General features: G+C 73.9%; 14 protein-coding genes and 1 pseudogene. 10 read left to right on the plus strand and 5 right to left on the minus strand.

The annotated features are described in order from the left end of the window. Positions 1-29: 29 nt before the first annotated feature. The 5 genes from RNL97_RS31400 to RNL97_RS31420 all read left to right on the plus strand — a co-directional run bounded on the left by RNL97_RS31400 (position 30) and on the right by RNL97_RS31420 (position 4000). A complete protein-coding gene (locus RNL97_RS31400; protein ID WP_030586210.1) occupies positions 30-932 on the plus strand; it encodes a LysR family transcriptional regulator in 903 nt (300 codons plus the stop codon). Next, positions 929-1831: a serine hydrolase gene (locus RNL97_RS31405; protein ID WP_030586208.1), complete on the plus strand. Its 903-nt coding sequence runs from the start codon at positions 929-931 to the stop codon at positions 1829-1831. The genes RNL97_RS31400 and RNL97_RS31405 overlap by 4 nt, the downstream gene beginning before the upstream one ends. A 147-nt stretch (positions 1832-1978) precedes the next feature. Then, on the plus strand, positions 1979-2857 hold the full coding sequence (locus tag RNL97_RS31410; protein ID WP_313751490.1) for a phosphatidylinositol-specific phospholipase C/glycerophosphodiester phosphodiesterase family protein: 879 nt from the start codon (positions 1979-1981) through the stop codon (positions 2855-2857). Between the two features lie 117 nt (positions 2858-2974). Beyond that, a complete protein-coding gene (locus RNL97_RS31415; protein WP_006129323.1) occupies positions 2975-3169 on the plus strand; it encodes a hypothetical protein in 195 nt (64 codons plus the stop codon). A 90-nt stretch (positions 3170-3259) separates the two neighbouring features. Then, on the plus strand, positions 3260-4000 hold the full coding sequence (locus RNL97_RS31420; RefSeq protein ID WP_030586203.1) for a hypothetical protein: 741 nt from the start codon (positions 3260-3262) through the stop codon (positions 3998-4000). 38 nt (positions 4001-4038) lie between these two features. On the opposite strand, the gene RNL97_RS31425 is transcribed toward RNL97_RS31420, so the two are convergent. Beyond that, positions 4039-4410, minus strand: a complete 372-nt coding sequence (locus RNL97_RS31425; RefSeq protein WP_030586201.1) for a DUF779 domain-containing protein — start codon at positions 4408-4410, stop codon at positions 4039-4041. 87 nt (positions 4411-4497) lie between these two features. Between RNL97_RS31425 and RNL97_RS31430 the strand changes: the two genes are divergently transcribed. Both RNL97_RS31430 and RNL97_RS31435 read left to right on the plus strand, forming a co-directional pair. Further along, on the plus strand, positions 4498-4887 hold the full coding sequence (locus tag RNL97_RS31430) for a hypothetical protein (RefSeq protein ID WP_030586199.1): 390 nt from the start codon (positions 4498-4500) through the stop codon (positions 4885-4887). A gap of 76 nt (positions 4888-4963) precedes the next feature. Then, entirely contained in the window at positions 4964-5143 is a 180-nt protein-coding gene (locus tag RNL97_RS31435) for a hypothetical protein (RefSeq protein ID WP_030586198.1), read from the plus strand. Positions 5144-5207: 64 nt separating this feature from the next. Here RNL97_RS31435 and RNL97_RS31440 read toward each other — a convergent pair. Together RNL97_RS31440 and RNL97_RS31445 are read right to left on the minus strand one after the other, a co-directional pair. Continuing rightward, a pseudogene (locus tag RNL97_RS31440) lies at positions 5208-5908 on the minus strand (endonuclease). Then, positions 5905-6087, minus strand: coding sequence for a DUF6480 family protein (locus RNL97_RS31445; RefSeq protein WP_030586194.1), 183 nt, complete (start codon positions 6085-6087; stop codon positions 5905-5907). The pseudogene RNL97_RS31440 and the gene RNL97_RS31445 overlap by 4 nt, the downstream one beginning before the upstream one ends. Before the next feature lie 130 nt (positions 6088-6217). Between RNL97_RS31445 and RNL97_RS31450 the strand changes: the two genes are divergently transcribed. Then, positions 6218-7423: an FUSC family protein gene (locus tag RNL97_RS31450; protein ID WP_030586192.1), complete on the plus strand. Its 1206-nt coding sequence runs from the start codon at positions 6218-6220 to the stop codon at positions 7421-7423. 125 nt (positions 7424-7548) lie between these two features. After that, complete coding sequence (locus RNL97_RS31455) at positions 7549-7740, plus strand: DUF6381 family protein (protein WP_030586190.1); 192 nt, start codon at positions 7549-7551, stop codon at positions 7738-7740. Positions 7741-7859: 119 nt separating this feature from the next. On the opposite strand, the gene RNL97_RS31460 is transcribed toward RNL97_RS31455, so the two are convergent. Together RNL97_RS31460 and RNL97_RS31465 are read right to left on the minus strand one after the other, a co-directional pair. Beyond that, complete coding sequence (locus RNL97_RS31460) at positions 7860-8867, minus strand: PHP domain-containing protein (RefSeq protein WP_243316071.1); 1008 nt, start codon at positions 8865-8867, stop codon at positions 7860-7862. A 111-nt stretch (positions 8868-8978) separates the two neighbouring features. Further along, positions 8979-10511, minus strand: coding sequence for a transcriptional regulator (locus RNL97_RS31465; RefSeq protein WP_313751492.1), 1533 nt, complete (start codon positions 10509-10511; stop codon positions 8979-8981). Between the two features lie 262 nt (positions 10512-10773). Here RNL97_RS31465 and RNL97_RS31470 point away from each other — a divergent pair, with 262 nt between their 5' ends. After that, positions 10774-11391 (plus strand): hypothetical protein, encoded by a 618-nt coding sequence (locus RNL97_RS31470; RefSeq protein ID WP_030586184.1) that lies wholly within the window; start codon positions 10774-10776, stop codon positions 11389-11391. Positions 11392-11436 lie beyond the last annotated feature (45 nt).

Consider the following 11436-nt stretch of genomic DNA (forward strand, 5'->3'; position numbering starts at 1 on the left):
TCCATGCCGAAACCGCATAGGCTCGGGGTGTGGATCTGGTCGGAGCGTGTCGGGCGTTCGTCAGCGTCAGCGAGTACGGCGGCTTCACCGACGGGGCGGCAGCCGCGGGGATGTCCCAGTCGGTGGCGAGCCGACGGGTCGCCGCCCTGGAGGAGCGCTTCGGCGAGCAGTTGTTCGAGCGCACGTCGCGGCGGGCGGTGCTCACCCCTTTCGGGCGCGACATGCTGGCCGCCGCCAGGCAGCTCGTCCACTCCGCCGACGTGCTGCTGGAGGAGGCCGAAGCCGTCAAGGACAAGCCCTGGCGACTGGCCGTCCCCGCCGTCTGCTCCGCGTCCGCCCTGGCCCGCCTGGTCGCCGAGGCGCGGGGGCACGGGGTCCGTCTCGACCTCCGGACCGCCGGACCGGTGCGCCGCAGGGAACTCGTCCAGGCCCAGCAGGTGCGCGCCGCTCTGCTCGCCGTACCCGCGAAAGGGGCGCCCTGGTCGGTGCCGCTGGGGCTCGCCGGGGCGCGGGACGGCGGGGTGCGGCGGATCTACGTCGAGACACTGCGGCTCGGACGGGGTGCGCCGGGTCCGGCCCGCCGCGTCTGGATCCAGCCGGAGGACGACGTACCGCACATCCGCGACCCCCTGACGCGGCTGCGGGACGCGGTGGGCCTGCGGCCCGCGCAGGTTCTCGCCGCACCGGACCTGACGGCCGCCGCGGCCGAAGTCCTCTGTTCCGAGGACCTGCTGCTGTGCTCCCGGACCCAGGCGGAGGAACTCGCCCTGGCCTGGCACCCCATCGGGGAGATGACCCCGCGCCGGGGCTACGCCCTCACGGTCGTGGCGGACGGCAACCCCCTGCCCATGGAGGCGCGGCTGGGCGAGGCCATCGCCCGCTGCCTGGGCGCGGACGACCCGGCCTTCGCCGGGGGAGGGAAGGCGGCATGAACACCGAGGCGCTGTTGCGGGACGTGCGCGCCCGGCTGTCCGAAGGCGGCCTGCGCGCCTGCCTGCTGGTGCGGGACCTGGCCACGGGGGAGGAGCTGGGCATCGAGCCGGACACGGATCTGCCGTCGGCCTCCCTGGTCAAGGTTCCGCTCGCGCTCGCCACGCTCGAACGCATCCGGCGCGGTGAGCTGGACGGCGCGGCCCTGCTGGACGTGGCGCCCGGGCGCGTCACCACGCCCGGCCCGACCGGCCTCAGCCGCTTCCGGCACCCCGCCCGGATCGCGATCGACGACCTGCTCTACCTCAGCACCTGCCTGAGCGACGGGACGGCCGCCGACGCGCTGTTCGACCTCACTCCGCCCGCCCGGGTCGCCGACCTCCTCCGGGAGGCCGGCCTGCGCGGGATCACGGTCCGGCACCGCACGGAGGAGCTGTTCGACACACCCGTGGAGCGTTTCGACGCCGACCAGGTGCACCTCGCCCACGCGCTGGCCATCGACGCGGGCACCAGCGGCCGCGGCCACCGGGTGCCCCAACTCGACACGACCCGCGCCAACACCGGCAGCGCGCGCTCCTTCGTCGACCTCCTCCAGGCCGTGTGGACCCCGTCGAAGATCCATCCGGAAGTGGCCGAACGGCTCCGCGACCTCCTGGCCCACAACGTGCTGCGCCATCGGCTGACCCCGGACTTCAGTTCCGACGCGAGCCGGTGGTCCTCCAAGACGGGCACCCTGCTGAATGTGAGACATGAGATCGGCGTCGTGGAGCACGCCGACGGACAGACCTTCGCCGTCGCCGTCCTGACCGAGTCGTCGGTCCCGGCGGGCGCACAGCCGGGCGTCGACGGGCTGATGGCCGAAGCCGCCCGGCGGCTGCGCGACCACCTCAGACAGCTGTAGGTCTTCCGCCGAACGGGTCCGGCCGGCGATCCGCCCCCGAGGTGGCCACGGCGTGAAGCGTCGTCGAACACCTGTCAGGTACCTGACGGAAGAGCCGGTCGCGCCCGCATACTCGACGCGACCCCGTCCGCCGCTCAGGGAGTCCCCATGGTCCAGCTCACCCGCCGCCGCGCGCTCACCGTCGCCCTCGCCACCGCCGCCGCGGGCGTTGCCGTCCCCACCGCGACAGCGGCCGCCGCACCCGTCCGCCCACGCGGCCCGCGTCCGTTACGCCACGCCCACGGGCACAACGACTACCTCCACCCGCGCCCGTTGCACGACGCGCTCGCCCATGGGTTCACCAGCGTCGAGGCGGACATCTTCCTGGTCGACGGCGAACTGCTCGTCGCCCATGAACCCGCCACCCTCGACCCCACCCGTACCCTCGCCTCGCTCTACCTCGACCCGCTCGCCGCCCTCGTCCGCGCCGGGCACGGCAGCGTTCACCCGTACCACCGGGCCCCGCTGCAACTCCTCGTCGACATCAAGGCCGACGGCGTCGCCGCCTACCGCGAGCTGGACCGGCAACTGCGCCGCCACCAGCGCATGTTCACCCGTTACCAGCACGGCCGCGTCGTCCCCGGTGCCGTCACCGCCGTCATCTCCGGCGACCGCGCCGCCCGGGCCCCCATGGAGGCCCAGCGCACCCGCCTCGCCTTCTACGACGGCCGCCTCGACGACCTCGGCGCCCCGGCCCCCGCCTCCTTCGCCCCGCTCGTCAGCGCCAACTGGACGCAGAGCTTCAGCTGGCTCGGCGCGGGCCCCTTCCCCCGGGCCGAGCGCGACCGGCTCCGCTCCCTCGTCGCCACCGCCCACCGCGAAGGCCGCCGCGTCCGCTTCTGGGCGACCCCGGACGTGGCGGGACCCGAACGCGAGGCCGTCTGGTCCGAACTGCTCGCCGCGGGGGTCGACCACCTGAACACCGACGACCTGGCAGGGCTGGAGAGCTTCCTGCGGGCTCGGCAGGACGCCTCCCCGACCCCGTAACGCGCGACCTCCCGGAAGTACCCGTTCGGCGGACACGCCAGTGCGCCGAACGGCCCCTCCGCTGCGCCACACTGGCGGCCGAAAGCCGCAAATCAGGCGCGGCGGAGGAGGTTGGTCATGGCCATTTCGATCTCACTGGTACTGCTCCTGGTGATCCTCGCGGTGATCTTTCTGCGCAACGGCGGACTGAAGGTCTCGCACGCCCTGGTCTGCCTCCTGCTGGGCTTCTTCCTGGCGGGTACGAGCATGGCGCCGACCATCCACGACGGCGTCGGGGCCACCGCCGACCTGGTCAGCAGCCTGCACCCCTGACGACCCGGCGCCGCGTTGCGCACGGCGCCGCCACCCGTGCCGTACGGGGGACCGTCCGCGTCCGCACCGGGCATCCCGCACAATGGGCCCATGTCTTTTCCGCCCTCCGGCCGGCACTCGGGCGCCGCCCACCACGAGTACTGCAACACCGCCCTGTGCTGCCGGTGCCAGATGCGGAGCTGGACGACCAAGGCGGGCAACGAGCGGCTCTGCGGGCCGTGCGCGGCGTGCTGCCATGAGTGCGGCCGGGCACCCGCGCCCCATCTGGACGGCCTCGACGGCGGGCTGTGCGCCGAGTGCCGCGGACTGTGCGGCCGCTGCCACGCACCCAGGCGCCCCGACGGATCCTGCTCCTGCGACCGCTGGCGGGAGAACGCCCGGGGCAATCCCCGCGGCTATGTCCTCCAGGCCCTGCCGCACCAGCTCCTCCAGGCCCTCGGGGGCAGGGTGCCGAGCACCGTCCACGACCTCATCCACCAGGAGATCGCCGTCCGCAGCGCCGCCCAGCTCCGCGAGCGCATCGAACGACGCTGGAACCTGCGCTGGGCCCACGCGCTGGGTGAGCTCGACGAGGACGGCCGCCGTCGGTGGAGCGCCCAGGACATCGCCGAACAGCTCCTGCGGCCCGGCTCGTGCACCGACCCCCTGTGCGAGGACGGCTACCACCTCACGACCGACGCCCCGTGCGCCCACTGCCGGCAGCCGCTGCACCGCTTCGTCACCTCGGTCGCCGATCACACGGCGACCACGGAGCACGCACGCTCCACCGCCGCGGAAATCCGCCGGGCCATGCAGGAGAACCGCTCCCGCCCGCAGCGCCCGCAGCGCTGAGGACACCGACGAGAGTTACGCCGCGAAAGCACGCTTCCTCATCCGTTCCCGTCCACCAGGCGGGAACGGATGAGGAAGCGCACCCCTTCCGGGGCCTCCAGCGAGAATCCGCTGCCGCGGCCCTCCACCACGTCCACGATCAGCCGGGTGTGGGCCCACACCGCGTGCTGGCTCCGCGACATCCAGAAAGGCACCCTTTCGGCCATGCCTTCGACGGCGAGTTCCGCCAGGAGCACATCGGCGTCCCCGGTGCGGAACTCACCCGCCGGGTAGCACATCGGCGCGCTGCCGTCGCAGCAGCCGCCGGACTGATGGAACATCAACGGACCGTGGTCCGCCCGCAGCCGCCGCAGCACACCGGCCGCGGCGGCGGTCAGCTCGACGGCGGGTGATTTCGGGTCACACTCCATGGACCTGCCCCTTTCCGGCCGCGGCAGCGCTGCGACAACCGGACGCAAGTCAACTCGACCGGACGTTGCGACGGGGTTGCACACCCTATGCTCGCGGCCATGGAGCAACGGGAAGTCGTGAAGCGTGTGATCGGCATCCTCACAGAGGCGCGCGAAATGCAGCGTCTGCTGGAGGCGGACCTCGAACGGGAAGATCTGGACGCGGGAGCGGGCGCCGTCACCGCCCTGCTGAACGAGACGATGCCCCACATCGCCATCCCCGACGACTTCTCCGTCGAGGAGGTGGTCGCCGTCGTCGGGCGCGAGGTCGGCGGTGCGGTCGAACAGCTCGTGAGCGCCTTCACCCTCGCGTTCACGATGCTGGCCCAGGTCCATGACTCCGGGCAGACCGACGTGTCGTCGGCCGACGTCCTCCAGGACCTCGCGCTGCGGGTCGAGGGCGGCGGACCGGACGACGACGACAATCCGCTGCTGTAGCCCCCTGCGTTTCACCGCGCGCGTATGCATAGTGGAGGGAGGAAGCGCGTATCTCCCTCGCGGCATGGAGGCAGCTGTGGGAAAGAGCACCGAGATAGCCCGCGCCAAGGCGCGGAGGCTCAGAGGCATGATCAAGGAATCGGACGGCATCGCCCTCGAGAACGAGCGGCTGAAGGCCGAGGGCAGGAGGGAACAGGCCGAGGCCCGCCGCGAGGAGGCCCTGGCACGCGCGTCGCGGGCTGCTTCCGACCGCTGAGAGTGAGCTGGGCGCCCGTGCCGTCACCGTACGGCCCGGGCGCCTTCGCGAGGCGGCGCGGCGGTCACTTCCGGGCGAGGGCCGCCTCCCGGACCGCCTCGGCGGTCTCCCGGTCGAGGGCCGCCCTGACCAGTGCCGCGGCGAACGCGGCCGGGTCCCGGTCACGCGCCAGGCCGAGGAGGCGATCGCTGGAGGCGCCAGGCCGAGGAGGCGATCGCTGGAGGTCGGCAGACCGAGCCGCTCGGCCCCCTGAAGCCCCTTGGCACCGACCCAGAACCCGGTCTCCGGCCACACGGCCTGTACCTCGCGTACGAAGATGTCGGCGCCCGCCGGGCCGATCCCCGGAACGCGCTGGAGCCCCGCCCGCAACGCCTCCGTGTCGCCGTCCGCCTCCGCGCGCAGCCGCCGCAGGTCGCCCTTCCAGAGGTCGAGGACGAGGTGGGCGCCCTCCCCGAGCTGGGTGGAGGTCCGCTCGTCGTAGCGGCGGTATCCGCCCTCGCCCAACGCGTCCACGCGCTGCTGCCAGGTCGCGTCCGCCATCCGGCGCGGGGTACGCATCTCGTGCGCGAACAACGCCCGCGCGGCGGCCACGGCGACCGAACCACGGATCCGGGCGCTCAGCAGATGGCTCAGGACCAGAAGCTGGTAGAGCGGCTGCGGAGTGTCGCGCAGCCGGATCCCCGCCTCCGCCGCATACGTCCGCCCGCACTCCTCCAGCAGCGCGTCGGTGATCCGGCGCGCCGACGCGGAAGCCTTGCCGGTCATCCGTAACCGAAGATCCGGGCGAGGAAGAATCCGGCGACCACGAGCGCTCCCACCACGATCAGGGCGGTCCAGACGCCCGGGTGCTCCCACATCCCTCCGTCCGCGCGCTCCTCGTGGGCCTCGCCGATGGAACCCTCGGCCGGCGGTGTCTCTCCTGGGGGATTCAGTAGTACAGCCATGCCTCCAGGGTCTCTCCGAACGCGGCCCCGCGCACGCCGTCCGGGTTTCCGCACCCGGATGCGGGGCCCGTACGGCGGAGCCCGGCCGAGGGGGGCGCTGCGGCGGGGCGAATCGGGGCACCTTCAAGGAATGCCCCGAGTCTCCGCCCCCGTCGTCAAGCTCGTGCAGCGCACCACCGAACCCGCCGGGGTGCAGACGCTGCGCTCGACGGCAGCCGCCGTCATCGCCTACTCCGTGGCCGTCTGGCTCCTGCCCGAACCGGCCCCGCTCACCGCACCCCTCACCGCGCTCCTGGTCGTCCAGGTGACCCTCTACGCGACCCTCACGACCGGCATCCGCAGGGTGAACTCCGTCATCGTCGGCGTCCTCATCGCCATCGGCTTCAGCTCCCTGGTGGGGCTGAGCTGGTGGAGCCTCGGTCTCACCATCTTCACCGCGCTGCTGGTCGGACGGCTGGTCCGGGTCAACGAGTTCGTGCCCGAGGTGGCGATCAGCGCGATGCTCGTCCTCGGCGTCTCCCAGGTCGCCGACACCGCCTGGGACCGGGTGTGGGAGACGCTGATCGGGGCTGTGGTCGGGCTCCTGTTCAACCTGCTCCTCGCCCCGCCCGTCTGGGTCGGCTCGGCCGGCTCCTCCATCGAGTCGCTGGCCGCCCGGATGGGCACGATGCTGCGCAGCATGGGCGAGGAGGTGGTGGGGAACAACCCCGTCTCCCGGGCCGCCGCCCGGCTGCACGAGGCCCGCAGGCTCGACCACGACATCGTGGAGGTCGACGCCTCCCTGCGCCAGGCGGAGGAAAGTCTCACCCTCAACCCAAGGGTTAGACAAGGACTGCTCCACCGGGTCGTCCTGCGCACCGGGCTCGACACCTTGGAGATCTGCGCCGTCGTCCTGCGCGTCCTCTCCCGCACCCTCACCGACCTGGCGAAGGCCCGTACCGAGGAGTCACTCTTCCCGGCCGATGTGACGGAACTGCTCCAGGAACTCTTCGGCCACCTCGCCGAGGCGATCGAGAGCTTCGCCGTCCTGGTCACCACCCAGCTCGCCGCCGACGCGGAGGCGGCCGAGGAACGGCTCGCCGAGGCGCTCGTCCGCAGCCGCGCCGCCCGCGACCGGGTGGCCGACCTGCTGCTGGAGGACGTCCAGGAGCATCCGCGCCAGTGGCAGCTGCACGGCGCTCTGCTCGCCGAGATCGACCGGGTGCTGGCCGAACTCGACATCGAGGAGCGCACCAAACGGCTCGGCGAGGAGCTGGACCGCCGCTCGGAGGAGGCGCACGCGCGCCACCCCCGGCTGCGAGCGCTCCTGCGGCGCCTCGGCCGGCAGCCCGCCTGACCGCCCGCGCCCGCCGCGGCAGCGCCGGTTCCGGCGACCGGGCCCCGGCCGCGCGGGATGCGCAGGCGGCCGGTCGCTGGTTCGCTGGGGACACAGGTCCCGTACCCGGCGTCCAAGGAGTGGTGATGAGCGGTTCGGACGAACCCGCCGACCTGGCTCGGCAGATGCGTGAGAAGTCCCGGCAGCTCCACGAGGCGGCAGAGCGCGCGAGCGATCCGCAGGAGCGTGAGCGGCTGGAGAAGAAGTCCCGGACGATCCGGGACCGGAGCGAGCAGCAGAGCGCCATGGAGGCCGGGGACATCTACCCCGAGAAGTAGCCCCGCCGGTGCCTCCCCCCCCGCCCGCCCCCGGAGGACGTACACACCTCCGGGGGCGGGTGCGTGCGGTGCTGAGGGGGCCGGCCCGTGCGGTGCCACGGAAGCAGCCGGGCGCGGGGTCAGCCGGCCCACTCCAGGAGCCGTTCCGCGCTCCAGGTCGTCACCACGCGGTCCGCCGGCACCCCGCACTCCTCGGCACGGGCGCACCCCGACCGCTGCCAGTCGAGCTGCCCCGGGGCATGCGCGTCCGTGTCGATCGCGAACAGCGTCCCCGCCGCGACGGCGGCGCGCAGCAGCCGCAGGGGCGGGTCCTGCCGCTCCGGGCGGCAGTTGATCTCCACCGCCGTCCCGGCCTCGGCGCAGGCCGCGAAGACCCGGTCCGCGTCGAACCGCGACTCGGGGCGGCCACGTCCCTCCAGCAGGCGTCCCGTGCAGTGGCCGAGCACATTCGCCCGCGGATGGCTCACGGCCGCTTCCAGCCGCTGTGTCATCGGGGCCGGGTCCATCCGCAGCTTGGAGTGGACGGAGACCACCACCACGTCGAGCCGCTCCAGCAGCTCGTCCTCCTGGTCGAGCGAGCCGTCCGGCAGGATGTCGCACTCGATCCCCGTCAGCAGCCGGAACGGGGCCCACTCCTCGTTGAGCCGCGCCACCACCTCCAGCTGCTCCCGCAGCCGTTCCGGCGACAGGCCCTTGGCCACCGTCAGCCGGGGCGAGTGGTCGGTGAGAACGGTCCACGCGTGGCCCAGCTCCGCGGCGGTCCGGCCCATCTCCTCGATCGGGCTGCCCCCGTCCGACCAGTCCGAGTGCATATGGCAGTCGCCCGTCAGCCGCGCGAAGAGGTCCTGGCCGGCCTCGACGGGCGGCTCGTCCGCGGCCTCCTTCTCCAAACGGTCCAGATACCCGGGTGTCCTGCCCGCCAGGGCCTCACGGATCACCTCGGCCGTACGCGGGCCGATGCCGGGCACCCGCTCCAGGGACTTCGCGGCCACCCGCTCGGCCGCCTCCCCTGCGGCCATGGCGTCCACGGCGGCGGCGGCCGTACGGAAGGCCTTCACCCGGTAGGTGGCGGCCTGTGAGCGTTCCAGCAGGAACGCGATCCGCCGCAGGGCGGTGACGGGATCCATCGGCACCTCCATCAGAAGCGTCTGCGGCCGGCCCCGGTCCGGCGGGCACGCCGCCCGCCCCACCAGCATGAGCGCCCCCGACCCCGCCCGCCTCCGCGCCCCGGCCACGTCTCAGGACGCGGCCTCGCTGTCGTCCGCCACGGGCACCCAGCGGCCGGCGGTCGTGTCGTAGTCGAGTACGGAGTGCCCCCGTACCCCGTTCGTACGGAACGGCCGCCCGCCGTCGTCGATGCGCACCGTGCCGGACCTGCCGCCGCTGCTCCATGTCAGCTCCCCGACCCAGGAGCAGTCGCAGCCGACCGTACGGCCGGTGATCAGGAAGACCTCGGGATCGGTCACCGAGACGCGGTACGGGAAGGCGGCCGCCTCGATGGGCTCGCCCGAGTCGTTGCCCGCGACCGGGCGGGCCACGGGGCGGGAGGCGTCGAGATCCACGTCGAACATCCTGGGAGTGAGGGATCCGCCGCAGCCGGAACTCATCCGGTAGACCCGGCCCTCGGCCGGTGAGCCGCGCTCGACCACCCGGATCCGCAGGGATTCCAGCACCACGGCCCGGTCGTCCCGGCCCTGCAAGGTGATCCGGACACCGGTCTCGCCCGCGTGCACCGCGCCGAGCGCCCCCGCCCAGGACGCCGCGTCGGCCTCCACCGGGGGCGGCGGAACGGCGGCGGGCTCCCGGTCGAGCAGGTAGGCGTGGTCGCAGCCGTTCTTCCAGACGTGGTCGTCACCGGTCCAGGTGAACGGCGCCCGCCCGGCTTCCGGTCCGGACGAGGGCCCGGAGGACCGGGGGACGCTCTCGTTGCGGGGCCCGATCCCGGCCGGTGTGGTCGGCGCGGGGCTGCCCGACGGGGATTTCCGCGGTGACCCGCTTGCCGTGCCCTGCGGTTTCCCGGGCGTCGGGGAGTCGGATGAGGGGGACTCCGGGGCGCCCGCCGGAGGCCCGCCCGGGACGTGGGCGACTGACGGGCGCCCGTCGGAACCCGAGGGCCACGGCCGTCCGAAGGCCGCGACCAGGGCGAGGACGAGGGCCGCCGCGGCGAGGACGCCCAGCCCCTGCCCGTACCGGCGTGCGCGGCGTGACCGGGGGGTCGGCATCCGGGAAGCGCGACGGCCGGTGGCGCTGGACTGCCCGGGGCCGGGGACGGGGCCGGAACGGGATTCGGAGGCGGGTGCAGATCCGGGGGACGGCACCGCCTCCGGCTTGTCCTCGTCGGGCAGCCCGGGCGGGGCCCCGGAAGCGGGCGGCCCCGCCACAGCGCCTTCCGTCGGCGGCCCGGCCGGAGCCCCGGGCGCAGGCGTCCCGGCCCCCATCCCCGCCGCCGGCGGCCCGGCCACCACCCTCTCCCCGTTCTCCCGCACCGCCCCCGAGGCCTCCTGCCGGTCGAGGCGCTCGCCGTCCGCCAGGAGCCACAGGCGGTGCAGCGCCTGCCGTTCCCCGGCCGGTACGCCGCACAGCCGGGCCAGCCGCTCCACCGGGGCGAACTCCGCGGGCACCGTCCGCCCCGTGCAGTACCGGTGCAGCGTCGAACCGCTGACCCCGATGCGGCGGGCCAGCGACGCGTACGTCCGGCCCGACCCCTCCCGCAGCGCGCTCAGCCGCTCCGCCAGCGCCGCCCGTGCGGCCCCCTCGGCGTCACCCGACACGCTCGACCTCCCCTCCCGCCGTTCCAGGGCGTTCCAGCCCCCCGAGAACACCCACGTCACCAGGGGTGGGACGGTTCCAGCCCGGCCGGAAGCCGTATCGCGCTTGTCCGGATCCGGGGCTCCGGCCCAGGCTGGTGCCCGTTCCACCCCGCCGCCGTACGGCCCCCGACGGGCTCCGTACGCCGCGGCGCGACGCCGTACGTACGAACGGCCGAACGGTACGCACCACCTGACCGCACCATCCGAAACGGGGAACCTCACCATGCGCAACCTCCGCACCGCCCTCCTCACCGTCATGGCCACGGGCCTGGCCGTCACCGCCCTGGCCCAGGTGCCGGCCGCCGCGGCCCCGGCACCCGCTCCCGTCCAGCCGAAGTTCCTGAGCGCGAGCCGGCTGCCCGCCTCCCACACCCCCTGGACGGCCGGTCCGGTACGCCAGGGCGTGCCGGCGGAGGGCTCCGTGTGCACCACCGGGATCGCCCCGGCGGCGGGCACCCGCCACCGGGACTTCCGCACCGAGCTGGACACCAACGCCCGCCAGACCATCACGGTCGCCGCCACCACCGCCCAGGCCAAGAAGCTCGCCGCCGACCTGCGGAGCGCCCTGGAGACCTGCCTCGACCGGCTGAAGGAGCAGGAGTCCGGCCTGGAGGGAGAGGCGTTCTACCACGGCAGAATCGACGTCGAGGAGGGCGCGCACCTCTACAGCATCGACACGTCCTACCCGGAGGTCGGCTCCACCGACATCGGGCTGTTCTCCGTGGGCCGTGACGGCCGGGCCGTCACCGTCGTCGAGTGGGGGCAGATGGGCGAGCTGGACGGCGCTCCGCTGGAGGGGTTCCGGAAGACCACCCGTACCGCCGTCGCCAAGCTGTACTGATCCCGCGAGAGGCGACCGGCCGTCGGGGGGCGGCCGGTCGCCGGA

The sequence above is a fragment of the Streptomyces parvus genome (genome assembly GCF_032121415.1).
Taxonomy (GTDB): domain Bacteria; phylum Actinomycetota; class Actinomycetes; order Streptomycetales; family Streptomycetaceae; genus Streptomyces; species Streptomyces globisporus_A.